This is a genomic window from Pirellulales bacterium (assembly GCA_035533075.1).
In the GTDB taxonomy this organism is placed as follows: Bacteria; Planctomycetota; Planctomycetia; order Pirellulales; family JAICIG01; genus DASSFG01.
Window position 1 is genome coordinate 39,522 of record DATLUO010000031.1, and the last position, 25,283, is coordinate 64,804.

The 25,283-nt window shown below is 64.5% G+C and carries 21 protein-coding genes; 11 read left to right on the forward strand and 10 right to left on the reverse strand.

Annotated features, from left to right (window positions below; genetic code table 11):
• The first annotated feature begins 188 nt into the window (after positions 1-188).
• Both VNH11_03580 and VNH11_03585 read left to right on the forward strand, forming a co-directional pair.
• Positions 189-335, forward strand: coding sequence for a hypothetical protein (locus tag VNH11_03580; GenBank protein ID HVA45443.1), 147 nt, complete (start codon positions 189-191; stop codon positions 333-335).
• The gene (locus VNH11_03585; GenBank protein ID HVA45444.1) at positions 332-538 is read left to right on the forward strand and encodes a hypothetical protein; all 207 of its coding nucleotides are present in this window, start codon (positions 332-334) and stop codon (positions 536-538) included. The genes VNH11_03580 and VNH11_03585 overlap by 4 nt, the downstream gene beginning before the upstream one ends.
• A 3-nt stretch (positions 539-541) precedes the next feature.
• Here the strand turns inward: VNH11_03585 and VNH11_03590 are convergent, their stop codons facing one another.
• Complete coding sequence (locus VNH11_03590; GenBank protein HVA45445.1) at positions 542-1,543, reverse strand: D-2-hydroxyacid dehydrogenase; 1,002 nt, start codon at positions 1,541-1,543, stop codon at positions 542-544.
• A 29-nt stretch (positions 1,544-1,572) separates the two neighbouring features.
• Here VNH11_03590 and hemW point away from each other — a divergent pair, with 29 nt between their 5' ends.
• The gene (gene hemW / locus VNH11_03595; protein ID HVA45446.1) at positions 1,573-2,715 is read left to right on the forward strand and encodes a radical SAM family heme chaperone HemW; all 1,143 of its coding nucleotides are present in this window, start codon (positions 1,573-1,575) and stop codon (positions 2,713-2,715) included.
• A gap of 23 nt (positions 2,716-2,738) precedes the next feature.
• Here hemW and VNH11_03600 read toward each other — a convergent pair whose 3' ends face one another.
• The 3 genes from VNH11_03600 to VNH11_03610 form a co-directional block, all read right to left on the reverse strand.
• A complete protein-coding gene (locus VNH11_03600; GenBank protein ID HVA45447.1) occupies positions 2,739-3,029 on the reverse strand; it encodes a type II toxin-antitoxin system Phd/YefM family antitoxin in 291 nt (96 codons plus the stop codon).
• Positions 3,026-3,328: a type II toxin-antitoxin system RelE/ParE family toxin gene (locus VNH11_03605; protein ID HVA45448.1), complete on the reverse strand. Its 303-nt coding sequence runs from the start codon at positions 3,326-3,328 to the stop codon at positions 3,026-3,028. The genes VNH11_03600 and VNH11_03605 overlap by 4 nt, the downstream gene beginning before the upstream one ends.
• A gap of 148 nt (positions 3,329-3,476) precedes the next feature.
• Positions 3,477-4,538, reverse strand: a complete 1,062-nt coding sequence (locus VNH11_03610; GenBank protein ID HVA45449.1) for an aminoglycoside phosphotransferase family protein — start codon at positions 4,536-4,538, stop codon at positions 3,477-3,479.
• 89 nt (positions 4,539-4,627) lie between these two features.
• Here VNH11_03610 and VNH11_03615 point away from each other — a divergent pair, with 89 nt between their 5' ends.
• Positions 4,628-5,008: a hypothetical protein gene (locus VNH11_03615; protein HVA45450.1), complete on the forward strand. Its 381-nt coding sequence runs from the start codon at positions 4,628-4,630 to the stop codon at positions 5,006-5,008.
• Between the two features lie 54 nt (positions 5,009-5,062).
• Here VNH11_03615 and selD read toward each other — a convergent pair whose 3' ends face one another.
• Both selD and VNH11_03625 read right to left on the reverse strand, forming a co-directional pair.
• Positions 5,063-7,288 carry a selenide, water dikinase SelD gene (selD, locus tag VNH11_03620; protein ID HVA45451.1) on the reverse strand — a complete coding sequence of 742 codons (2,226 nt, stop codon included), beginning with the start codon at positions 7,286-7,288 and terminating at the stop codon, positions 5,063-5,065.
• A gap of 51 nt (positions 7,289-7,339) precedes the next feature.
• Positions 7,340-7,510 (reverse strand): hypothetical protein, encoded by a 171-nt coding sequence (locus tag VNH11_03625; protein HVA45452.1) that lies wholly within the window; start codon positions 7,508-7,510, stop codon positions 7,340-7,342.
• A 258-nt stretch (positions 7,511-7,768) separates the two neighbouring features.
• On the opposite strand from VNH11_03625, the gene proC reads away from it, so the two are divergent.
• Genes proC through VNH11_03640 form a run of 3 tightly spaced genes read left to right on the forward strand, consistent with a single transcriptional unit; the run spans position 7,769 to position 9,334 of the window.
• Complete coding sequence (proC, locus tag VNH11_03630) at positions 7,769-8,584, forward strand: pyrroline-5-carboxylate reductase (protein HVA45453.1); 816 nt, start codon at positions 7,769-7,771, stop codon at positions 8,582-8,584.
• Positions 8,585-8,605: 21 nt separating this feature from the next.
• On the forward strand, positions 8,606-8,848 hold the full coding sequence (locus VNH11_03635; GenBank protein HVA45454.1) for a hypothetical protein: 243 nt from the start codon (positions 8,606-8,608) through the stop codon (positions 8,846-8,848).
• Between the two features lie 12 nt (positions 8,849-8,860).
• Positions 8,861-9,334 carry a hypothetical protein gene (locus VNH11_03640; protein ID HVA45455.1) on the forward strand — a complete coding sequence of 158 codons (474 nt, stop codon included), beginning with the start codon at positions 8,861-8,863 and terminating at the stop codon, positions 9,332-9,334.
• A 21-nt stretch (positions 9,335-9,355) separates the two neighbouring features.
• Here VNH11_03640 and VNH11_03645 read toward each other — a convergent pair whose 3' ends face one another.
• The 4 genes from VNH11_03645 to VNH11_03660 form a co-directional block, all read right to left on the reverse strand.
• Positions 9,356-10,684: a flavohemoglobin expression-modulating QEGLA motif protein gene (locus tag VNH11_03645; GenBank protein ID HVA45456.1), complete on the reverse strand. Its 1,329-nt coding sequence runs from the start codon at positions 10,682-10,684 to the stop codon at positions 9,356-9,358.
• Positions 10,685-10,769: 85 nt separating this feature from the next.
• Positions 10,770-11,117, reverse strand: coding sequence for a P-II family nitrogen regulator (locus VNH11_03650; protein HVA45457.1), 348 nt, complete (start codon positions 11,115-11,117; stop codon positions 10,770-10,772).
• Between the two features lie 33 nt (positions 11,118-11,150).
• Positions 11,151-13,916 (reverse strand): zinc-dependent metalloprotease, encoded by a 2,766-nt coding sequence (locus tag VNH11_03655; protein HVA45458.1) that lies wholly within the window; start codon positions 13,914-13,916, stop codon positions 11,151-11,153.
• Positions 13,917-14,199: 283 nt separating this feature from the next.
• Positions 14,200-18,945, reverse strand: coding sequence for a hypothetical protein (locus VNH11_03660; protein ID HVA45459.1), 4,746 nt, complete (start codon positions 18,943-18,945; stop codon positions 14,200-14,202).
• A 212-nt stretch (positions 18,946-19,157) separates the two neighbouring features.
• Here VNH11_03660 and tssK point away from each other — a divergent pair, with 212 nt between their 5' ends.
• The 4 genes from tssK to VNH11_03680 form a co-directional block, all read left to right on the forward strand.
• Positions 19,158-20,636: a type VI secretion system baseplate subunit TssK gene (tssK, locus tag VNH11_03665; GenBank protein ID HVA45460.1), complete on the forward strand. Its 1,479-nt coding sequence runs from the start codon at positions 19,158-19,160 to the stop codon at positions 20,634-20,636.
• Positions 20,633-21,268, forward strand: coding sequence for a DotU family type IV/VI secretion system protein (locus tag VNH11_03670; protein ID HVA45461.1), 636 nt, complete (start codon positions 20,633-20,635; stop codon positions 21,266-21,268). The genes tssK and VNH11_03670 overlap by 4 nt, the downstream gene beginning before the upstream one ends.
• 17 nt (positions 21,269-21,285) lie before the next feature.
• Entirely contained in the window at positions 21,286-22,935 is a 1,650-nt protein-coding gene (locus VNH11_03675; GenBank protein ID HVA45462.1) for a type VI secretion protein IcmF/TssM N-terminal domain-containing protein, read from the forward strand.
• Between the two features lie 542 nt (positions 22,936-23,477).
• Positions 23,478-25,283 (forward strand): hypothetical protein (locus VNH11_03680; protein HVA45463.1); only part of this gene is annotated, 1,806 nt, incomplete at its 3' end.

Below are 25,283 nucleotides of genomic sequence, written 5' to 3' on the forward strand. Positions count from 1 at the left end.
CTGCTTAGGGCCATGGGCATTTGTGGTTGAGGCGCTGGAGATCGGCCCTTCCGAAAGGGGGGGGCTGGTTGCCTTTTTTCAACGCTTCGCGTAAAAGAAATGCCACAATCTCACGTGATCGGGTCGTCCAAGTCGACGACCGCGCCGCCTCAGACGACCACAAACGCCAGAGTAGCAGGGAGAGTTATGTGACATTGCCGGCCTTTAACGAGGAAGGCGATCTTCTCCGGCGGTTGGCCTGTTTCGACGGCGAGCAAGCGGCAGTAGAATACTGGCAGGTAAAACGCGGTGGTCGCGCACGCGGCATCGTTGAAATTATCGAGGAGCAATCATGATTCGTAACGATCAAGAGCTCGAAGCGACGCAGGAGCGGATCCGGCATTTCCAAGAGCAGATCGCCCATTTGCGTAAGGTCGAGACAAACCCGATGAGCTACCGCCTGTCTGCCTCAGGTTTCCTGGCGGAAACAGATCGCATGCAACTCGAAGTGCGCGACTATCTCGCATTGCACCCGAGTGAGGTTGCCACGACCACCTGACTGCTAAAACCACCGTGCCTTGTCCACCACGTTGATCAGCGGCTCATCGCGACGAAAACGGTGGATGTTCTCCAACAGCACGCCCAGGTGGCGTTCGGCAATACGCGGCGACGTGCCCGCCACGTGCGGCGTGATGATGACGTTCGACATCCGCCAGAGCGGATGATCGGCCGGCAAAGGCTCGGTCTCGAACACGTCGAGACCCGCTCCGGCGATCTCTTCCTCCGTCAAGGCCGCGGTCAGGTCGGCCAGATCGACAATCGCCCCACGGCCGATGTTGATCAGGTAGGCACTCGGCCGCATCTGCCGGAATTGCTCGCGGCGGAACATCTTCTCCGTGTCGGGCGTGTGCGGCGCGGCAATCACCACGAAGTCGCTCTCCGCCAACAACTCCGGCAAGCGCGGCACCGGCCACAGGGCCGCCACGCCCAGCGGCGGCTCCGTGCGGAGCGGATCGACCGCGATCACCCGCAGGCCAAAGGCCAACGCCCGCCGGGCGATCTCGGCTCCGATGTGTCCCAGCCCCACCATGCCCATCGTGGCGTCGGCAAGGTGCCGGTGAGCGCGGTCGATCGCACTGGCCACGCCCGGCCCGTAGAGGAAATCCGACCGCGCCTGCTCGCCGCCCACCGGCGCCCAACACCCCTCGGCCTGTTGCCGGATATAATAGTGGAAGTTTCGAGCGAAGCAGATCACATAGCCCAGCACGTGATCGGCGATGACGTCGGAGAAAAGGCCCCGCATGTTCGTCAGCGTCAGCGGATGCGCGATCAATTCGGGGAACAGGTAGTGTTCTAAGCTGGCGGTGGGTGATTGCGCCCAGCGCAGGCGGCGGGCGGCGGCCAGCAGTTCCGGCGTCAGCTTGCCAAAAAAGGCGTCGGCCTCGGCGATCGCCGCCAGGGCTGCCGGGGCGTCGGGGGCGTTGACCACCTCCATCGGCTTCGCGGCGGCGGCGACTTTCTCCAGACGGTCGTTTTCGATCGGCGGGTGGATGACGAGTTTCATGTCAGGGGCTGGGGATTGGGGGTTGGGGATTGGGAAGTATTTCGGGGAATCCGCGAGCGGCCTATATACATGTGCCATTCTGCGCGCACCGTTGCGGATATTGCAATTTTACGCTGATCGCCCACCGGCCCGACTTGGTCGACCGCTATCTGCTGGCGCTGGAGCGTGAGCTGTCGTGGCTCGGTTCGCCGCGGCCCGTGGATACGATTTTCATCGGCGGCGGCACGCCCACCTATTTGCCGCCCGCGGCGCTCCAGCGGCTGTTGCAAATCGTGCTGACCTGGTTCCGGCCTGAGGTCGGACACGAGTTTACCATCGAGGCAAATCCTGGCGGACTCGACGGGCCGCGGGTGGCCGTGCTGGCGGCGCACGGCGTGACCAGGTTGAGCCTGGGAGCCCAGTCGTTCCACCAGGCCAAGCTCCGCGGCCTGGAACGCGATCATTGCGCGACCGACATCGAAACCGCCGTCGCGCTGGCCCGCTCGCGGCTCAAGTCGATCTCGCTCGACCTGATCTTCGGCGCACCGGGTGAGTCGCTGGAGGTCTGGCGGAACGATCTGGCCGCGGCGTTGCGGCTGTGGCCCGCTCACATTTCGACCTACGGGCTGACCTTCGAGCGTGGCACCACGTTCTGGGGCCGGCGACTGCGCGGCGAACTGGCGCCGGTGGGCGAAGAGCGGGAGCGGGCGATGTATGCTGAAGCGATCGAAACGTTGGTCGCTCGCGGCTTCGAGCATTACGAGGTGTCGAATTTCGCCCGGCCCGGCCATCGTTGCCGGCACAACGAGGTGTATTGGGCGGCGCGGCCGTATTTCGCCGCCGGTCCCGGCGCCGCCCGCTATCTCGGCGGGCGACGCGAGGTGAATCATCGCAGCACGACCACCTGGATGGCCCGCGTGTTGGCCGGCTGGTCGCCGGTGGCGGAGGCCGAGGAGTTGTGTGCCGAAGACCGTGCCCGCGAGGCGCTGGTGCTGGGGCTGCGGCGATTGGAAGGGGTTTCGCGCCACGAATTCGCCGCCCGGACCGGCTTTGACCTCGATCGGCTTGTCGGACGGCCGTTGGCGAAGCATATCGAATTGGGCCTTTTGGTCGACGAGGGCGGCCGGGTACGTTTGACGCGCGAGGGGCTGTTCGTCAGCGACGCCATCTGGCCCGACTTCTTGCGCTGTTAGCAGGGTGATGAATCCGAGTGGCCCTAACGCTTTTTGGCTTCACTCTGCTTTTTGGCCCGCCCCGCGCCACGTTTCTCCAGCCGCGCCTCGACTTCCTCCAGGGGAACCGATCTGCCGCTCGTACGTCGCTGGCGAACCATGCTCCAAAACTCGTTCGAGCTGGCCAACCTCAGGTCTTCGGCATCGTAGTCTTCGATACCTACCAGCACCGCGCACGGTTTTCCGCGCCGAGAGATCACGACGCGGTCAGACTGCGCCGAATCGAGGACGGCGTCGACGTTCGTTTGCAAGTCTTTGGCCGGGATTCGTTTCATAGGATGTCCTCCGTTTTCTGCGGCGGCTGTTTGCGCCGTATCGCTCGCACATGCACTCGTCGGTCCTCATCCGCGACGTCGTAAAAGACGCGAAAAGGACCGACCCGAAGTTCCCACACCGGCAGATCATGTTCAAACGAAGGCGTCAGGTCGATCAGACATTTGCGTCGACGCGTGGCCGTGGTCGGCTGATCGGAGAGCTGCCCGCGGATCTCCGCGACGAGTCGTCGCTGGTCGAACGCGCGTAGATCCTCCAGTTCTCGAACGGCCAGTTCGTGCATCACGATATCATACGGCATCGGCGCAGGTACGTTAATATGCTCCCAAGCAGTGATTTTAACTTTGGCCGATGTAAAAGACCATTCATGCCGCTGCCGCGATGAATCCGATTGGGGCTGCCGATGTTCCAGGGTGGGACCAGCTCCGGCGCGCCGGGATTGCCCCACCCTACAATCGCCGGTCAAGCTCTTCCAAGACTTCTTCCCAATCATCGGCCGGGCTGTTCAACAGTTGCTGACACAGCGTGCGCACGACATCGCGGCGGGCCGCGTCGGTGAGATAGTCGACCTGGCTTTTACCGTCGAGCCGCGCCCAGGCACAACCGGCAAAGTTGTCGATGGCGCGACGTTCGAGTTGCCGCCGCTCGTCGCCGGAAATTGCGCCTTCCATCTCGGCCAAATAGCTTTTCCAGAACAAACGCGACAGGTCCAAATAGGCCGCGTGCGCGGGGGCGTGGTAGGCGGCTTTCAGCATCAGGTGGCTGAGAAAAAAGCCCAGGTCGAAGGCCGGATCGCCGTAATGGCCTGTCTCGAAGTCGACCAGCAGCAGGCCGCCTTCGTAGACCAGCAGGTTCTTGGGACTGAAATCGGCGTGTACCAGCGAGTGCCGCTCGTGCCACGTCTGGTCGATCAACCGCTCCAAGGCCGCGGCGTGGCCCGGATGCGTTCGGACCACGGAGCGATAGTATGGGTCGAGCCGCAGCTCGTCGTAGAGTCGCCGGTCGTCGAGTTGGGCCGCCACGTCGGCGTCGTGCCAGGTGCCCGCGTGCAGCCGGCCCAGCAGGCGGCCGCAGGCTTCGGCGATGACCGGCTCCACGCGGCCGCCCAACAGGTCGGCCTTCCAGACGCGGTGATCGGCCGGCGCGGCGCTCATGGCGAAGGCGTAGTTGTCGCGGTCTTCGTGCAGCACGCGCGGCGTGGCCGCGATGAGCTGATGCGCCACGGTCGCCTCCGGCTGCGTTTCAGCCAATAGCAGCCGCTGGCAGATTCGCAACACCTCGACCTCGCGCCAGATACGCTCGACGCTGGAGAACCACGGCTGCGGCGTGCGCAACTGCGGCCGGGCCTGTTTGACGACGAAATCGCGATCTTTGCGGTCGGGCCGGGAAACATAGAGCACTTCGTTCGACACTCCGCCCGTCAACCGCCACACGACCACGCGCTCGTCGGCCGTGACCCAGCCCTGTTGGCGCAGATAGGCTTCGGCAGTAGTTTCATCGAGAAGGTGCATAGGAGGGTTCAGGGTTCAGGGTTCAGGGTTCAGGGTTCAGGGTTCAGGGTTCAGGGTTCAGGGTTTCCCGGCGCGCCGGGATTCAAGTTATGGCGGAGACGATTTCGTCACGGACGCCGGAAGGCGAACCGAATGTTTGCCCGGTCTGCGAGGCCGTGATCGCCATCGAGCCTTCGTCGCCCTTCGGCGATGCGCCGTGTCCAAGGTGCGGCACGCTGCTGTGGTTTGTCAACACCGAACACGGTCTGCGGCTGTTGGACGCCGAACTGGTTGAGCAAGTGCGGCAGCGGCTGACCGAAAGGTTCGGTGAAAGCGTATTCGAGATCGGATTGACCGATTCGCTCGATATCGTCGAGCTGGTAATGGAGCTGGAAGAAGAAATCGACCACGAAGTCCTGCGACGCGATCCAGACATGCTTGGCGAGATCATCGAATGGCTGCTGCGGCAAAGCCGGGAAAAAGATGACTAACGGATGCGAAGGGGTGTAGGGTGGGACCAGCGAGCTTGCGAGCGCCGGCCCACCCTACTTGACGCGCAGACGCGGCGTTTCAGAGATGTGTTCAACGACTTGGCCGATCACGGCGGCGGGCTGCGATGAGCACTCATTCAACCGCGACAAATAGCCTTCGACCGCCGCGGGACGAAAGCTGAGCAACAATCCGCCCGATGTTTGAGGATCGAACAAAGCGGCATACGCAGCCAAGTGTGCGCAGCTTGCGTTCCGCTCGATCTCGGCCTCGGCGGCGCGATTGGCCGGCGCCAGCGTGCTCTCGATGCCCTGCGCCAGTAGCTCCGCCGTGCCCGGAAGCAACGCCACGGCCGACAGGTCGATCTCGGCCGCCACGCCGCTGGCCCGCAACATTTCGAGCAGATGGCCGGCCAGCCCAAAACCGGTGATGTCCGTCATGCCTCCCGGATCGAACTCTTCCGCGATTCGGGCGGCAACCTGGTTGCTGGTGAGCAGGGCCGCCAGGAGCGGTTCCAGCCAGGTGGCCCGACACAGAGCGCGCATGTGCGCGGCCAACAACACGCCGCTGCCGAGGGGCTTGGTGAGCACAAGCCGATCGCCGGGCCGAAGACCACTTTTCAGACGCGGGGCGGCGCTTGTCTCGGCGAGCATCGTGAAGCCGACCGTAAGCTGATCGCCTTCGGTCGTGTGACCGCCCGCCAGCGTCGCTCCCGCCGCACACAGTTCGCGCAGTCCGCCCGAAAGCAGCTCGTAGAGCAACTGCTCCTGTTGCCGCGTCGGACCCTGCGGGACGGTGATCATCGCCAGTGCGGCCAGCGGCCGGCCGCCCAGTGCGAACACGTCCGACATGGCGTTGAGCGCCGCGACACGGCCCACCAGATACGGGTCGTCCATGAACGCCGGAAAGAAATCGACCGTCGCCACAACCGGCCTGCCCTCGGTCGGGCGAATGATCGCCGCGTCGTCGGGCGCGTCCAAGCCCAGCAACACGTGCTCGCTGGCCGGCACGTCGAGCCGCGCCAAGACCCGCGAGAGCACCGACGCGCCCACTTTGCTGCCACAGCCGGCACACCGCGGGGCAAACGCGGCGGGCAGTGGGGCTGCCGCTTGCACCATGCGCGGCCGATAGTCCTGGTATTTGTCGACGAACCGGCTGTCAATGTAGTCCTTGACCTTCCAGCACCATCGACCGTGCGCCGCCAGTCCTTTGTAGCTCAGGATTGCCCGGCGGTCGCCGGTGGCGATCAGCGACAGAAAGCCCCGCTGCGCCTGATACTCGACCAATGGCTCGCGGCGGAGCATGCGGTGAATGTTCTGCCACAGGACCGGGCCTTGCCGCACTGCGAACACGCCCGCCTTGGGACGCGGTTGTTCCGGACACGTGCCGGAATCGCCCACGACGAATACCGGAGCATCAGCCGCGGTTTGCAAGGTCGGTCGCACGATCAAAAAACCTTGCTCGTCGCACGGAAGTCCGAGCCTGGCAAGCAGCGGCGGAGCCGCGGCACCGGTGGCCCAAATCGCTAGATCGACCGGCTGCGTCGCGCCGTCGGAAAAAACGAGCCGGCCTTGCGCAACCTGGTCGACGCCGCGTGACAGCAGCAACTCGACTCCGCGACGTTCAAGTTCCCGCCGAGCGAGGCGGATGGCGCCTGTCGTCGCGCCGGGCAAAATCTCATCGCTCCCGTCCACGATGCGCAGCTCAAATCGCAGATCGGGCCATTGACGCCGGATATGGCCCGGCAGGCAAAAGGCGATTTCGACTCCGCCCGCCCCGGCGCCCACCACCGCGATTTGCACGGCCCGATTACCGTCGCGCGATTTCGCCAGGACAGCGAGACGCTCATCGAGCCGTTCCAGAAAGGTCTGCATCGGCTTGATTGGCACGATCGCTTCACACATTGCGGCCGCGCCGGTCTGCTGGCCGATTCCCTTGGACACGGAACCGACGCCGATCGAGAGCACGTCAAAGGGGACCGCAGGCCGGTCTCGCAGCAAAACCAGTTTTGCCGTCACGTCGAGGCCGGTGACCTCGGCTTGCAGAAACCTGGCCCCCGTGGCCGCGCACAGCCGGACCAGGTCGATGGTCATGTGGTCGGGCGGGTAGAGGCCGGCCAGCGTACCGGGCAGCATGCCCGAATAGGTCGCCACCGGAAAGTCGGAGATGCACGTCAGCCGTGTGCCTGCGATCGGAGCCATGCGCCACATCCGCAGCACGTGGGCATTGGTGTGGCCGAGGCCGACGAGAACGACGTCGCGAGCGGGGAGAGACGATTGCATCGTCTCATGAAGTTAGACGGCAACCACCCGGCGTGTCTACAGACGCCCACCCTATTCCGGTCGCGGCTGCGAGAGGAACTCTTTGACGGTCGTCGGCTGTTTGGGCTGTTTGCCGGCGCAGCCGCACAGCGACAGCACGATCAGACCCGCAGTCAGCGCATAGCCCACGCTCTGCCTCAGCAAGGAGGGGCGGTTCGCCAACGGCTTCGCGAGAGGATTCATGGACGGCTGCTTTCGCGCAGGGCTGAAAAAAACGGAGTTCGTCGCGACTTTCGCAGAAAGGCGGACGGCTGTCCAGAGGTATTTTTTACGCCCCAAAACGCCCTAAGCTGTCTATAATTGGGAAGTTACGTCGCCGGCGACGGGGAGGAAGCCGCGGCGATACTCGGCGGGCCGGGTGGAGTATATTGTAGCGGATGTCCTTTTGCCCTAGCATGTTGCGGTTCCTTGTATCGACGGGCCCACGCCTGTTCTGTTGCGATGCCTGACAACCGTTTCGGATTTATCGGCGCTGGGCGGATGGCCACGGCGCTCGCCAAGGGCTTCGTGGAGCGCGGCCTGGCGACGGCCAGCCAGCTTGTCGCCAGCGATCCCTCGACGGCCGCCGGCGAGCAATTTGAGCGGGCCACCGGGGGCCGCGTCGTCGCCGACAATCTCCAGTTGGCCGCCCAGGCCGACTGTCTGTTTCTGGCCGTCAAGCCTCAGCAGATGACCGGCGTTTTGGGGCAGCTTGCCGGTCGACTCAACCAACAGCACCTGCTCGTTTCGGTGGCCGCGGGCGTGCCGTTGGCTACCATTTCGCGGGCGCTGGGCGATGGCCCGCGGCTGGTGCGGGTCATGCCGAACACGCCTTGCCTGATCGGTCAAGGAGCCAGCGCCTACTGCCTGGGGCCGGGCGCCCGCGCCGCCGACGGCCAGTTGGTCGGCCGGTTGCTGGAAGCGGTCGGCCTGGCCTTGGAAGTCGATGAAAAACTGCTCGATGCCGTCACCGGCCTGTCGGGATCGGGGCCGGCGTTTGTGTATTTGATGATCGAAGCTCTCAGCGACGGGGGCGTGCGAATGGGGCTGCCGCGAGACGTGGCCCTGGCCCTGGCGGCGCAAACGGTGCGCGGAGCGGCCGAGTTGGTGCTCTCGTCGGGGCAGCATCCGGCGGCGCTGAAAGACCAAGTGGCCAGTCCGGGCGGCACGACCATCGCCGGGCTGCAAGTGTTGGAAGCAGGGGCCGTGCGCGGGGCGTTGATGGCGGCCGTCGAAGCCGCCACGCGACGTTCCGCCGAACTGGGGAAATCTTCCTGACGGAAGTTGAGGTGCAAAAGCATGTCTGTGTTCTGTGTGATTGACGACAAGCACGTGCCGTTGTATCGCGTGGTGTGGGTCTCGGCGACGCCCCATTTTTGCGGCGCCGAAGCGTGCGAGCGCGAAGGCTATTACGAAGTCCGGCTCGAACAGGGCGAGGTCGTGTGGGCCAATCACAAAGAGCGCGACGCCCTGCTCGAAGCGCTCGAAGAGTGGGCCGGCGGCGTGGGGCCGGAGGACGAAGAAGACGAAAGCTGGCAATAAGGCACCCAACCCATGGAAATGGACGATCGCTTCGAGTGGCGCGAGACCTACTTCATTCTCTTTCCGTCCGCCCAGCGGCCGTCGCTGAAGCAGGTGGAGAAGGCGGTCCGCAAGCTCGGCTCGCACTTTGAGCTGAGCGGCGAAGAGGCCGACGAAAAGGGGCTGATCGAGTGCCTTCACATTCGTTCGCCCGAAGACCATTCGGCGCTGGAGATCGACTATCTCAGCGGCGACGAAGTGCTGGTGCAGATCGAAGAGCTGACTCGCGAGCTGCGCGGCGACAAGGCCGAGCGCGAGAAGCTGGGCAAGCTGAAGGGCTGCGACGCCCGCTTCGAGATCATGCACTTCGAAGAAATGGGCGACGCTTACGGCGAGGAGACCGACGAGGTGTTCGATCCCAGCGCCCTGCTGGTGGTGCTCGACGCCTTGGTCGAGTTGACCGGGGGCGTGGGCGTCGATCCGCAATCGGGAACGTTGCTGCAATAAATCACCGGGTTCCAACTAAAATCAGCACGTCAGCCGTTCGCGCCAATACTCCTGCACGCTGGCCAGGTTGACGCGGTTCAAAAAGTTCGAGTAGGCCATCCACAGCGCCAGGCCGTTCAGGTCGCGAAACTGCGGAGGCAAATAGCGGGGCGGTGTCACCACGCCCGTCTTCAAAAGCGGGGCCAATACCGGCACGTCGTCGAGCGTCAGTTTGCCCAGGAACAAGTTGGGGATCAGGTCGGGGCGGCCGAAGCGAATGGCGATCCGCAGGAAGTTGTAGACCATCACAAAGCCCTTGCAGTAGCTGATGTCTTTGGTGAACGGCGCCCCGCCGCGCACCACGCCGCCGCGAAAAACACGCTGCGCGTGCTGATAGCACTCCGGTTCGCTGTATCCTTCCGAGCGATAAAACTCGCAGACCTCGCGAAAATCGGCGCCGTCTTCCGCCAGGTCGCAGGCCAGAATGCGGTTGTTCAGCCGCCGGGCACGGTCGGGCGTGGCATTCAGCGTGACCACTTCCATAATCACCGCCAGCCCTTCCTGAATGGCCATCGTGCAAGGCGGCCCCTTGGCCAGCCAGGTGGCGAACGGCTGCCGCGCGCCGTTGAGGCTGGTGCCGACGTGGACCCAGCCCTCGTGAACTTCCAGCAAGTTGACGTCGCGTTCGGAAAACTTTCCGCCACGGCGGATTTTGACGTAGTCGGCGCCCGCCGCCGCGTCGGACAAAATGCCGTCGTCCAGCCGCGCATGCACCCTCTTGTCGCCGAAATAGCCGTCGAAACGCTGGTTGAGCTGCCGCACCACGTCGTCGCCCGTAAGCTCGCGGCGATAGCGCACGCCCAGGCCGTCTTCGGGGATGCCCGACAAGATGTCGTGCAGCAAGAGGCCCAGATCGCGGATGGTGACCGCGTCGCCGGTGAAGCGGTCTTTCGGGCTGCCGTAGAGGTCGCGAGAACGGCGATAGAATTCGGGCGTGCCGCGGGCCAGCAGCATTCGCACGACGTCTTGATATTCGCGACAATTGCGGGCCAGGATCTGCCCGAGCGCGTCGTTGCGGCCAAGCGCCTGCTCGACTTCCCGCTCCAGGGCCGCGAACTCGGCGATCTTGGCCCCTGCGTCGTAAGGCAGCGGACGCACGGCGGCGTAATACTCCGGCCCAACGTCGGGCAGTTCTTTCAGCCCCGACGCGAGCACTTTGGCCTCGACGCAATCGTCCCACTTGACGGCTTCACGGACGCGAATGGGCCGCTGGGCCTCGACGATGCGGTCCGACAGGAGGCGGACCTGCGCCACGTAGCCCGCGTCAGTCGGACCGAGGGCCAGGGCTGCCGGCGTCGGAGTGCTATTCAACAGGGTCGGATCCATTAACGCGATTTTCGATTTTGGATTTTCGATTTTGGATTCGCGCAATCCAAAATCGAAAATCCAAAATTCCTTAAACCGCTTCGGGGCCGCGGACGCGGTCGCTGATGCGAATCGACTGCTCGGCGGGCACGACGAAGATTTTCCCGTCGCCAATCGTCCCCTCCGGACCCGTGCGCGCGACGCTCATGATGCAATCCACCGTGCGATCGAGAAAGTCGTCGTTGACGAGAATCTCCAGCTCGATCTTCCGCAACAGGTTGGTCTTGTATTCGTGCCCGCGATACATCTCGGTGCGGCCGCGCTGCCGACCATAACCCTGTGCGTCGCAAACGGTCATCCGCGTGACGCCGATCTTGTCCAGCGCCTCACGGAGCGGTTCCAGCTTGGTCGGCTGGATGATGGCGACAATCATTTTCATCGAGTTGGCCTCCTTCTGCCTTCCGCCTTTCTCCTACGGCCTCTGCAGGTTCAACCGCGCATCAACCACTTTGCGAATCAGCCCAGCCGTCTCTTCCAGATGGGCGCGCGTGTAGGTGTCGAGCTTCAACTCGGCGTTGCCCAGCACTTGCTTGATTTTCTGTTCCAGTCCCGACAGCTCGAAGGCGGCCACGGTGCGACAGTCGTCGGGCGCGCCGCTGGTGCCCATGGCCACGCTCGACAGCCGCTTGAGGTAGCGCCGCTGCAAGTCGCGCCGCAAGGGGCTGATGGCCGGCTTGCGATTGCTGTACTCGCCCGGCTTGAGCTGCCCGGTCTCCGCGAACACCGCCGCCGTCAGCCGCGACAACAACTCGGCCGTGGTCAGCGCGTCCTGGTCCGTCGGCACCTTCAACTCCGAATCGTGAATCCGGTCCAGCGTCAACGACGACATAAGCTGCGACAGGATGCGGTCTTGCCACATGCCGATCACTTCATGCACCGCATAGTCGATGCGGTTGGGCATATCGCTGCCCCAGTGATACCAGCGCGTCGCCGCCAGCTTGTTGTAGAGCTCCGGCGGAAAGTTGAACGGTTTGTCCGAAAGCACGTTCTCTTCGACCAAGGCCAGCGCGTCTCGCTGCTTGGCTACCGGCACGATCACGAACGGCGGCCGGGCGTTCGGATCGCTCTTGTGGTCGCGGTTCACCAGAATGCCGCCCACCTGGCGCGAGGCAAAAAACATCGCCGTGCCGTAGTTGCCCAACAGCACGCCGAACGCCTGCCGGGCACGTTGATAGCCATCGCCCTCGGGCGTCACCCGCTCTACCACGGTCGGCCACAACTCGCCGATCAGCTTGGCGCGCAGCTTGGCATACTCGATGGTGTCGCTGCCCATGTCGAAGCGGTTGGCCAAAGGATCGGGGTCGATGCCGCGCGTATCTTCGTCGGTGGCGTAGGCAAGCTGCGGCTCGGCCGCACGCGCCGCGATCTTGCGCAGCTCGGCTGCCTCGCCCTCGGTCCCGCCGGGCAACGGCTTGTAGCCATACTCGATGGCCCACATGTCATACGGACCGATCGTCTGCGAATAGTAGTCGCCCTGCTTCATCTCCTTGGGAACGATGTTCACCGGAGCGTAATCCATCACCGAGCCCGTCAGACCGGTCTCTTTGGTCTTGTCGGTGTCGTTCAGGTCGGCCAGCGACAGCATCGAGCTCGATTTGAAGTTGTGGCGCAAGCCGAGCGTGTGACCGACCTCGTGCATCACTACCTCTTTCAGACCCTGCGAAATCATTTTTTCCTGCTGCTGCAACGTGCCGACCGCCGGGGCGTTGGCCAACAGCGAGATGGCGCCCAGCGCGAACTCGCGACTCATGCCGTGGTGCAGCTCGCAACGGCAGAGATAGCTGTGCCGATGGGCGAACGGCAGCCGCTGGACCTCCGCACGATAGCTTTCCAGATCGAGTGGGCCGCCGGTCAGGGCGGCAATGGTGGCGGGTGTGAACGTCTCGTATTCCCGCTTCCAGAACTGCACGAAGTCGGCGTCGAAAATAATGTCGGCGTCGAGAATTTGCCCGGTGATCGGGTTCACGCGGCTGGGACCCATCGCGAAGCCCGCGCTGGCCGTGATCCAGCGGAACGTGTTGTAGCGAATGTCTTCCGGGTCCCAATCGTCGCTGTCTTGCTGCTGGATCACCTGGATGGCGTTATAGAATCCGGCCTTTTCGAAGGCCTTGTTCCACTCCAAAATGCCGTCACTGATCGGCTTGCGATATTTGTAGGGGACCGTCTTTTCCATGTAGAACGTGATCGGCTTCTTGGGCGTCGAGACCTCGGCCGTGGGGTCGTCTTTCTGCAGGTCCCAGCGATTGACGTAGCGCACGAAACGGTCTTCGTCGCTCTTCTTGGAAAAGTCTTTGATGGCCGTCAGGAAGTAACCCACGCGGTCGTCGGCCAATCGCGGCTGATAGCCGGTCTGCGGCAGGGCGCTGATCGAATAATGGATGTTGATCGTGGCCCCGCGGCTGTCGGGCACGGTGTCGAACTCGAGGTTGCCGCTCGAGGCGTAGGTGGCCGCCACCTCCAACTCGACGTTCTGCGCAAAACCCTTCACCGACTCCCACGACGACTTGTTGCCGGCAAAGTAGAATCCGGGCAACATGCGAGAAATCTGTGGCAGGTCGCTCATGAAGATCGGGCCGAGATCGACCACCATGCCGCCCGACGGCCCCGTGGTGACAATCGGCAGACTGAACAGCACGCTGTCGGTGTAGGCCAGCCTGACGGCCTTCTCCTCCGGGCTGCCGTGTGCCGCGCGGAAACGGACGTTGCGGCGGACCACGTGAATGCTGTCGTCGACCTTGCGGAACTGCCACAGCCAATCGTCGCCAAAGCCCCAGGTCATGCCGCCCAGCAACATCCCTTCGCCGATGCCGCGCGAAATCGAAATCAGCACGATGAAGTCGCGGTTGAGCTGGCTGGGACTGATCTCGGCATAGAGTTGGTTCTCTTTGCGGTGCAACTTGATCAGGCCGTCGATCGCTTTGAAGTCGCGGAGCACATCGGAGTACGACGGGTGCTTGGAGCGGGGGCTGCTCGTCGCCGCACTGGCGCCACTCGCCGCCGCCTCGGAAGACGTGGTGCTGGGGCCATCTTTCTTCTCGCCGGCCTTGTCGGTGGCTTTATCCGCAGGCGGCTTATCGTCGGCCCGCACCGTGCCGGCGAGCGTTGGGGCGCCGACAAGCATCATCGACGAGAGCGACAAACAGACCTGGCGCCGCAAGCGGCTGAGCATGGCCAACATAGTTGATCTTCCGGATGGAGATTGGGAAAGGTTTCGTGCGTGCAACAATCCGCCTTGGGCTAACCGGCATAACCGTCGGCCAAGACACTGTGGTTAAATATACCCCAATCTACCGGCGTTGCGAGGGGCAGAACTGAGGCGGGGTGGTTTACTGCTGCATTGCCGAGTCGGCTGGAGGTGTGGCCCTTGCCACCGGCCCAGAGCAGCCAAATACATCCTAAGCAGGGGGGTTAAGTCGGTCGTGTGGGTTTTCCTACGGCTTGAGGCGCCGTCGCTTCGGGCGCTACGGCCGGCGGAGCGATTTGCCGACGAGCGTCTCCTTTTGCACGGGCGCCACGGCGGGATCGAATTTCAGCTCGTGCTCCGAGTCCAAGGGAGTGCCTGCACGGCCATACCCTTGCAGGTGAAACTTGTAAACGCCGGCCGGTAGCGCCTGTAAAGTAAACTGGCCCTTTGCATCCGTCTTTCCTTGCCAGCTTTTCGGCCCGCTCACGGTAACGTTGATGCGGTCCGCCGGTACGCCTTGAAACAGGACGGTTACGCTCAAGTTGGCCTTTTGATCGCCCCCGGCCGGCTTGGGCGGCGCGGGCACGACGCGAAACTCGAAGCGTTGCGGCCGTTCGGGCGTGTTGCCCGCCTCGTCGGTGGCCCGTGCCAGAAATTGCGAAACGCGGCCTGCCGGGTAGAACGTCTTGTCGTTCGTCGGCAACGAAGCCTCCCACACGTTGCCACCCGCGGCGGCCGGTTGCGCGAGGACGGGCATTTTCCACTCGCCCGAGTCGTTGGGGTCGAGGGCCACTTCCACTTTTTTCACCGCGCCGCGCTCGTCGGTGGCGCGCAGCACGACGTGCAGCTCTTGGCCTACCACCGCCGTGGGCAAGCGGTCGACCTCGATCGTCGGCGGCTTCGTGTCGAGCGTGAACGAACACGACACCGGGCGGAGATTGCCCAGCGTGGCGACGACCTGCAACTCCTGGTCTTGATAGGCGTCGGTCGGAAAGCCCACTTCAATGTCGCCGACGGCCGCCTCGATGGCGAGCAGGCCGTCGGCCGCGGCGGGTAACAAGAGAAACTTTGCCTGGCGGTCGGCGTGCAGCTCGACGCGCCGCTGCGTCTGGCCCGTCTCGGCGTCGATCTCGATGCGGACCAGGTTGCCGCGGCCGCGCAACCGGTCCTTGGGAAAATCGGCCGCCAGTTTCACGCGCGCCGGCTCGCCTTTTCTCAGCCAGTTTTGCTGGCCGGCCGGCGGCCCGATCAGCCGCAAGTCGAAATCGTCTTTGGGCAACTGCGTCCCGCGCGGCCCGTCGCAACGGATATCGTACCGGAACGCACGCGGATAATGGTCGGCGCTGACAAACACCTCCACCGGCCGGTCGTCGAGGTCCTTCGGCGGAATGATCGAAGCGCCCAACAAGCGGCCCGGCGGCGCCAGCGTTCCCTTGCCATATTGCCAGTCGATCGCCGATCCCTCGGGCGGCAGCCAGCCGGCATCGAGCGGCGCGAAGTCGAGCTCGATCAGCCGCTTGTCGAAATCGAAGCGGGCCGTCGGAGTGAGATAGCGGCGCGGATGGAGCGGCTCCAGAGAAATCCAGAACCGCTGCACGAGCGGTTGGCCTCCGGGTGCGGCGTCTTGCACCTCGCACACCAAGGCCGCAATCGGCTGGCCTTTGGGCGGCCCGGCGGGCGGTGCGTCGGCGCCGGCCGGCCCGGCCGCTTCCTTCGCCGCCGGTTTCGCCGGCTCAGCAAGCGGAAGCGGTTTCTTTTCGTCCGCCTCCAGCTTCAAAGTTTTGGCCTGCAGCACTTTGAAGCCGCCTGGCAGCTCATCCTCGACGCCGGGCAAGCGACCGAGCAGATCGGGCGGCACGATGCCCGCGTCGGTGTACGCCAGCAGGCGATATTCGATTTCGCGTGGCCGGCGCGATGGATTGTGAAGCGACACGTGAAACGTGGTCTGCCCGGACGCCAGCGGCCGCAGAATGCGCCTTCTCGGATCGTCTTCCACGATCTCGTGCATCCCCTCCGGGCCGGGTGCCTCGACCACAAGCCTGATCGGCTCCAGCGGCCGCACGCGCACGTCGATCGTGTCGCGATCGGTCCGGCCTTCGGTCTCGATCTCCAACGTCAACCGGGCCGTGGACTCGAACCCTTTTGCCGCCCGGACCTTCACGGCGAGCATTTGTTCGCGATCGTCGGTCAGCTCCAGTTCGCCGTGCGTCGGCTCGATGAGCAGTTGAGACTGCTTATAGTCGGCCACTTTCCACCGGGCACGCACCGGTCGCGGAGGATCCGCTTCGATCCGCCACTGGACTTGGACCGCGTCATCGGCGGCAAGCTCGACCGGCGCTTTTTTGTTCAACCGCACGAGTTTCAAATTCCACGGAAGATTCAATTCGGGCAAACGGTCGCGAAGAATGAGGTCGCTTTCCATGTCGGCCGGAATGTTGGCCCGCGCGTCCAACAAGCGCAAGCGGTTGGCGGCATCCGAGCGTTTTGCGGCATCCCCGTCGTCGTTGAGACCGGCGATCAGGGCGCCGCGCAACGACGCGACCTGGGCGCCGATCGTGCGCAGCTCCGTCTGGTCCGACGAAGCGCCGCTGAGCCCACTCAACAGCTTATTTACGACGGCGGACTGGCCGCCGACGAGCTGAAGCCACTTTGCCTGCCAGCCTGCGAACTGCGCCGTCCTCTTCCACGCAGGCGGGCGCGGAACGATCTCGTCGTCGGTGGGCTTGTCGGAAAGGGGAAGCGATGCTTTCAGCGTCTCCAACAGCGCGATGCGCCGTTCGGCCTCGATCCAGGGGAACTCCAAAACGGCTTCGATCGTCGCCGGATCGCCACGATCAAATCGTTCGGCAAATCGTTCGGCGAAACTCGCCTCCAGCGCGTTCATCGGCGCCTGAAGCTTGCTGCAGGCCGCCTCCAAATCGGCGAGCCAGGTTCGGGCGTCGATGGCCTGGCCCGTGGCATCGGGCTGGCTGCGAAGCAGCGCCAGCAGTCGGGGAAGACCGTCCAGCAGAGCGTCGATGTTGCCCACATCCGCTCCGAGAACGAGCGGCGACTCGATGTAATAACGCAGCCGCAACAGCAGATCGTTCCGCAAGCGGACCGCCGTCTGCAACTGCGGGTGCTGCTGTGCCCGGACGAGTGCCAGCGGCAAGTCGGAGGCATATCGGTTTAACTTGCGTCGCTCCTCATGCAAATCGCCGGACAGACCGCTCAACTGCCTTGGATCGTTGCTCACGCCGCACAGCCATCGTAACTCGTACCCTTTCAGTTTCTCGACCGACTGCAGCCAGCGATGGGGCGCGTAGTCGATCGCGGTCCAGTCGTGCGCGGCGCGGTCGACAAGCTCATGACACAGCAGCCATTGCTCCGCGAGCGATGCCAGAAAAGGATCGTCGTTTTTCTTGCCGCCGGCCGTGTCCTCGTCTTGGGAAAGCGGTTTGGCGACCGTGTCGGGCGACTCGGCGGTGGCGTGGTCGTTGTCGTTGGCAGCCGGCGCAGCGGCTTGCGGCGGCTTTTTGTCGCCGTCGGGTTCCGCGACGGCGGGCGTGGCCGCAGCAGCGTCGCCTTCGGCCTTGGCGGTTTTGTCGGGCGCGGGCGCCTCGGCGGCTACGAGGTTGAAAACAACGCCGTAGCCGTAGGGTGGAAAAAGCGCGCTTGCAATCGCCGGCCCACCGTAAGTGACGTCGCTTACTTTTGGTGGCTGGGGCAGAGGCTGGCCACGTAGCGGTCGAGAATGATCAAAAACGCCGCGGCCAGCCGATGCCCCGGTAGCGTCACCACCGGGGCATCGCTGGCCGGCGGCGACTTTCGGCAATTGCAAGTCGATTGCGGCCAGCTCTGCCCCAGCCACCGCGAATGTGTCGTTGCCAGCCGCGTGCGGTAGATTCATCGTGCCATACAAGCCCGAAGCGCGAGCGAGGAATCGCGACCGATTTGCCTCGCGTGCGCGTCGGGTGGTTGTCGCCTTCGGCTCGTCGACCTTGGGCGTGGGAGCCTCGCTGGGTTCCGCATCGCCTTTCGTGGGGGCGGGGACGGCCCGCTTAGTCCGGCCCACCAGCAGTACGTTGGCCGCCTCGGCCACCACGCGTTCGCCGTCCGCCGCCGGACCGAGGAGCTGAGGCGTTTGCGTTTCGCGGCCACCGCTGGCCTGCCACACATAGCGGCCGACGCCTTCTCGCACGTACTGATACAGTTCCGCCAAGTCGACGCCGTTGTCGTTCTTGTCGGCCTTGCCCGCCAGTCCTTGGGCGACGAAGTGGGAAAACACGCACCGCGGGTCGGCATCGGCATGGGCGGCGTGTGACTTCTCAAACAGGTCGTGCGAGGCAAGCACCCACAGCCCCCGATCTCGCCCGGCTTGTTCCTTCACGAACTGCCGGTTTTTTTCGGCCAGCAACTGCGGAAACTCGTTGAGAACCATGCCCAACGCCAGATCGTGATCGAGCGATCCGGCGTCGAGCACCAGCAGCTTCGTTTTCGCGCCGCAGGCTGCGATCGCCTCGAAGACGGCGCCCAGATCCACCAGGCCGACCGCCGTCGTTTTGCCATCCGGAGGGTAGTAGTCGCTGCCCAGCAAATACGCGGTCGCGGCACTCTGAGCCTGGTTGGCAGAGACGCCGTGGGCCGCCAGGTAGACGATCAGCACGTCCTGCTCTCGCAGCTTCTGTGTTTTCAGGCTCTCCAGCCAGGCGTTGAGCTGATCGGCGCTGGTGGCGCCTTCGCCTCCGGGCAGGAAACGCACGGAAGCGATGCTCTTCAGGCCCTCGAGCGACTGCCTGGCGAAGGCCAGGGGCGGCGCGGCCAGCACGTCGTAGTCCGTCACCGCGGCGGCGGCCAGATACGTCACGGGCTGCGGGCCAACCATCCAAAAGACCGCCCAGGCGAAGCACGCCAGCAGACCGGCCCCCAGCAGCGACCAGAACACTCGGCGGACCTGGCGGCGAACCCGCGGATCGCCCGTAGCCGCTTGAGCGTCCCGCCAAGATCGCCGCGGACCTCCCGGAACGTGGCCGGCCGATGACATACTTCACTCCTTCTCGGATCACAGATATAACGCCTGCCACCGCATATTCTGGACTCATTCCCAGCCGCATGCTGTATAACCCCTGCCACCGTCAGCGGCAACCGGGGCGCTGGTTGCATCTGTAAAGCCGCTCGTTCTTACATTACGATACAGAGAACGCCGTGCTCGGCCATGCCTGTACCGGCGATCGAATCTTCACCTTTTGCACTCTTATGCGCAACCAGCCCGTTCATTGGTCGGAGGGAATGTTCCTGCGGCCGCACCACCTTCAGGCGGCCGACCGGCACTGGGCTGAATTGATTCAGACCTCGGAGCAGTGGGACCACCAATACAATTATGGTCTGCGGCAGCTTGAGTATAGCAAGGAAGCCCTGTTGAACTTCCAGTTCCAGGTGAACACCTGCCAGGCGCGGATGAAGGACGGCACGCTCGTTTCGCTGGGTGCGTTTCAAGAACCCGACCGCGTCGATGTGAAGCGGGCCTTGCAGGAAGTCGAGACCTTGCGGCAGCAGACCGTCGGCCTCGAAGAAGCGTTTCAGGCGCGCGCCAAGGTGCAGGTGTTTCTGGCCGTGCCCAAGTTGAAGCTCGGCAGCGCCAACGTGGCGACGGCGGCCGACGGCGACGACCGCGAGTTGTGCCGCTATCACGAAACACAGTCGGCGTTGCAAGACGAGAGCCGCGGAGGCAACGACCAGGAAGTCCGCTTCCGCTCGCTGAACGTGAGATTGCTGCTGTCCACCGAGCCGACCGCCGGCTACGAGCTGCTGCCGATCGCCGAAATCGAACGGGCCGGCGCAGGCGGCGCCACGCCCCAGTTGACGAGCTATATTCCGCCCCTGCTGGCGGCCGACGCCTGGCCTCCCTTGGCCCGCGATTTCGTGCGGGCCATCTACGACATGGTGGGCAACAAACTGCAGCTTCTCACCGAGCAGGTGCAAAGCCGCGGACTGACGCTGGCCAGCCAGGAGCCGGGCGATCTCGACCGGCTGTGGATGCTGGCCCACCTGAACGAGGCCTACGCGACCCTGGGAGTCTTGACCTTCGCCGGCGGCGTCCATCCGTTGGCGGCCTACACCGAGCTGTGCCGGCTGGTCGGCAAGCTGGCGATTTTTGGGCCCGACCGCCGTGTGGGCGAAGTTCCCCGCTACGACCACGACGACCTGGAGCGAATCTTCGCCTGGGTCAAGCAGCAGATCGACACCATGTTGCACGCCATCCGGGAGCAGAGCTACCAGCAGCGCTTTTTCGTGCGTGCCGGCCTGGGCATGCAGGTCTCGCTGGAACCGAGATGGCTCAATCCCGATTGGCAATGGTACGTCGGCGTGGCCACCAGCGATCTGAACGAGACCGAATGCCGAGAGCTGGTGTCTCCCGGACAGCTCAATTGGAAGCTGGGCAGCAAAGACCAGGTGGAAATCATCTTTCAGCAGGCCCGCGCGGGACTGACGCTGTTGCCGCTGGACCGGACGCCCCCCGCCTTGCCGCTGCGCGGCTGGCTCTATTTCGAGGTGGGCCGGCAAAACGAAGCCTGGCGCGACGTGCAAAAAACGCAAACACTGGCGATGCGTTTCCGCGAGAGCTTGGTTTATAATGGCCACGAGTCGGGCGACGACCGTACGTTGACCGTGAACTTTCGTGGCAAGCGAATTAAACTGCAGTTCGCCCTATTTGCAGTGCCCTTGACGACATGACCCCCGATTTCGCCAGAGCCGTCGACCCCGTCTTTCTGCACGTGCTGCGGCTGCAAGAACGCCTGGCCAAAGGCGAAACCGCCTCGCCGCCCGACGAGCAGGCGAAGATCCGCGGCCTGATCGACAAAGCCGAGAGCATCGTGGGCCAGACCAGCGAGTGGAAACTGGCCAAGTATGCGCTGGTGGCCTGGGTCGACGAGATGCTCGTCGATCCGGCCTGGGAGGGAGCCAACTGGTGGACCAACCACGTGCTGGAGTGGGAGCTGTTCAACACGATGGAACGCTTTCACCTGTTTTACGAGCGGGCCAAAGACGCCTATGCGGCGGGCTTTCGCAACGCCTTGGAAGTGTTTTATGTTGCCGTGGTGCTCGGCTTTCGCGGGTTATATAAAGAGGAACCGAGCTCGCAGCTTGCGGCGGGCCGCGAGTTGCCCGAAAACATCGAGAAATGGGCGGCCCAGATTTCGATGGCCATTCGCATGACGCCGCGGCCGCCGATCGTCAGCGGCGGCAAGCCGGTGGCCGGCGCTCCGCCGTTGACCGGACAGGCGCTGTTGATCAGCTCGTCGATGCTGGCGGCGGTGGTGGCGGCGGTCGCGGTGGGGAGTATCATTATCGCCCGGGGCCTCTGATCGACGTTGGAATGGTGATGCAATACCTTCGGCAGTTTTTCCAGGTTCTGTTCCATCCGATTTGGCTGCTGTGTACGTCGCCGCAGCAATTGATCGCCACGCCGCGCAGGCTGCTCGGTCTGTCGCTGGCGGCCAGAGTGGCCATTCTGGTGGCGATGTTCCTCGTGCTGGCCACGCTGGCGATCTTCTACCAGGCGCTGAAACAAGACGAGGCCTGGTCGCGGTACGTGTCGATTCTGTCGGTGCTGAGCGTGCTGTCGCTGGTCATTCCGGTCGTCACCTATCAGACGCTGAAGCTCTGGTTGGAAGGCGAGACTTCGGAGTTTCAAGACATCGATCGCGCCTGGCAGGCGGGCGTGGCCGAGCTGGAGCGAAACGGCATCGAAGTTTCGCGCCTGCCGCTGTTCCTTCTGATCGGCTCGCCCGGCGAGTTCACCGAGCGGGCGCTGTTCGATGCGGCCAAGCTCAGCTTGACGGTGCGGCAGTTTCCCGAAGGCGACAGCGCCCTGCACTGGTATGCCACCGGCGACGCCTTGTACCTGGTCGCCAGCAAGGTGGGCTGCTTGAGCAAAGTTGCCGGCGACGGCGAGCGGGCCGTCGAGAGCGACCGCAAACACAGCGGCCCGCCCGAGGCCGACGCGGCCCGTGAGCCGCGGCCCGCTCCGGTCGGGGACCTGCGCATGACCATGGGCGCGGTGCCCGACATCCGCGAGACGATGGCCAGCGCGGCGCTGGCCCCTCCGCCCTCGGCGGCGGGCCGTTATCGCGGCACGATGGAGTTCAACCCCGTGGACGACAGCCGCCTGGCGCCCGGCACCGCCCAGCTTGTGGCGGTCCGCGAGTCGGTCCATCTGAGCCACGAAGAGTGGCAGGCGCAGCCGCGGCGACTGCGTTATCTCTGCCAGCTCATTCGCCGTGCGCGGCAGCCGTTTTGCCCGATCAACGGCGTGGTGGCGTTGCTTCCCTATGCGGTCATTCAGCGCGGCGACGACGATGCCAGCGAAGTGCGCAAGTCGGCCCGCGAAGACATCACCACGTTGTCGCAGGCCCTCCGCTTGCGGTATCCGTTGATCGCGTTGGTCACCGGCATGGAGAGCGAGGACGGTTTTTGCGAGCTGGTGCGGCGGGTCGGCCCCGAGCGCGCCAAGCGGCAGCGGTTCGGCAAAGGGTTCGTGGTTTGGGACGACGCCACCTCGGAACAGTTGGGAGCGCTCTGCATTCATGCCTGCGGGGCCTTCGAAACGTTCATCTACGAAATGTTCAAGGAACGGGGCGCGCTGACCAGCGAAGACAAAACGCCGGGCAACCGCAAGCTTTACACGCTGCTCTGCCGCATCCGCCGCAACTTTCAGGACCGCCTGGACGACATTCTGGCGCAAGGCTTTGCCCAGGATCCGGAGCAGAACGGCCAGGCGGCCGGGCCGTTGTTTGGCGGGTGCTATTTCGCGGCCACCGGCGACACGGCCGGCAGCCAGGGCTTTGCTCGCGGCGTGCTGCGCGACCGCTTGACCGACCCTGAGGAGCGAGACGGTCCGCTCTACGAAGACCTGGAGTGGTCGCAGTCGATGTTGCGCGAAGACGCCTGGTATCGTCGGTTGGCCTACGCCGGCTTCGTGCTCGACACGGTGCTGTTGGCCGCGGCGGCGGGCGCGTTCTTCTTGCTCTAGTGCTCTGTCATTCGCCGATTGACGGATGCAGTGGTAGGGTCGGAGCGAGCGAGCTTGCGAGCGCCGGCCCACCGAATATCGACGTCGTTTTCATGGTGGGCCGGCGCTCGCAAGCTCGCTCGCTCCCACCCTACGAAGTTTTGCGCCGTCCATCATTGGAGGGCTCACAGAGCACTGGCCGCTGCTCGGCATTGAGCCACCCTGGAGCTTTAGCGAACGCGACACGTTTGTCGCGGCGATGTTGGCGCCGGGACACTCGATCGCGAGGCGGCGGTAAGGACCGGACGAAGAATAGCTTCCTCCTGCATTCCCGCTCCCGCCGGCGCGCATCCGAAGCCTTGCGGTCCGCCGGCGCCCGCGCTGCCGGCACCATTCGGCGGCCTCAGGCATCGTCAACCGCGCCACTGCGGCGCAGAACAAAAGCGCCGCGCGCACGGCGCTTTTGTTTTGCGCCGCTGGCGGCACGTCGCCATAAGTGATTATATCTACTAGGTTTGCGACTTAGGCACGCGCCAGTTTTTCGCGAAGTTGTCTCTTGGGGCGTGGCCGCACAACGGTTTCCGTGGAAATTCAGCCAACGAACTGCCACCACCACGCCCGGCGGCACCAGCAGTGGCGGCACCTTCGGCGACGGCACCAAGGACATCGACACCGCCGGCGCCCACGAAACCAAGCCGCAAGGCTCCGATACGCTCAACGCCGAAACCTACCAATCGACCAGCCAAAGCTACACCGACGGCGGCAGCTACTCCGCCAGCGGCGGCAGCGAAAGCCGCAACGGCACCTTCAACGCCAACGACACCGACCTCAACACCGATGACGAGACCGAGTCGGGCGGATATAATGGCGGCAGCACCGGCAGCGAGAACCTGTCGGCCGACGACAGCACGCTTGCCACCGAGAGCGCCAACGGCAACTACACCAGCGCCTCGGGCAGCGTGAGCGCCACCGGCAACTCGACCAACGACGATCTGCACACCGACGACGGCAAGAAGTCGGAGAGCTTCCCGGTGGGCGCCACCGGCAGCCACACCGATTCGAGCGGCTACTACGACAAGGACCACGGACACGCCACCGGCCCCTTCAGCGAGGCAGGCGGCGCCATCACCACGGAGGACCAGAGCTACACCGACGACGACATCGCCAGCGCCAGCGGCCAGCAACACGATACGCAAACCAGCTCGCCCGGCGCGGGCGTGACGGTCGCCACCGACGACCAAAGCTCCGGCTCGACCAGCAAAAGCTACCACGACTCCGGCGACCGCGACCAGACCGCCGCCGGCACCACCGACTCGGGCAGCGACACCTCGATCGAACACGACACCAGCTCGCTGACCGACAAGACCACCACCACGGTCACGGGCGGCGGCTCCGTCGAGACCGACGGCGGCGGCGACACCGCCGATTACACCTATACCGGCAGCTACGACATGGCCAAGGGCAGCGAAACCGACGACGGCACCTTCCGCCGGGAAGACCAGCCCAGCTCCAGCGGCAGCTACACGGCCAGCTATACCGCGCCGGGCGACCCCGGCACCACCTGGACCTCGATGTACACCGGCAGCAGCAATTCGGATAATGTGGACGGCGGCCCGATCGACGAGACCAACGGCAGCGTGACCAGCGAGACCGACAACTTCACCGACAAGACGACGGCCAGCGAGCTGAGCAACTACAACGCGACCAGCGACCAGGGCGCGGCGTTGGGCGTGTCCCCCGACAGCCCGCCGGGCATACTGATGGACAGCGCGATGGGGCCGGGCATGCGGTTTCACCCGCCGTTCCTCGGCAACGACTCGGCGGCGCCCACGATGAGCAGTTCCGCCCCGTCCGAAGCGACCAGCGCCACGGGCAACTCCTCGGGCGACGACAGCTCGACGGCCCTGGCCAGCGGCACGACCACCGACACCAGCGGCACGATCAGCACCAACGAAACCTTCAATGACAGCGACCACTCGGATTTCTCCGACAACACCTGGCAGTCGTTCGGCGGAGGGTACAGCGCCTACGGCACCACCTACGACTGGACGACGGTGGTCACCGCGGCCGACGGCGGCTCGGCGACGGACAGCGACAACGGCGGCATCGCGGCCGGCGTGACCAGCGACAACTACAACGACAAGGGGAACGAAAGCGAGACGACCAGCAACAGCACCTCGTGGGACGCGACGACGTCTTCGGCCGACGGGCACGGCATCAACACGTCGAGCGCCAGCGGTTCGACGACGAGCACCGAGACGGGCGGTTTCACGACCCCGCCGGCCGGCACGACGATCGCGCCCAGCGGCGACAACCCGGCGGGCTATGCCACCTCCCACGAGACGGCGGGCGTGAGCGGCACCGCCGTG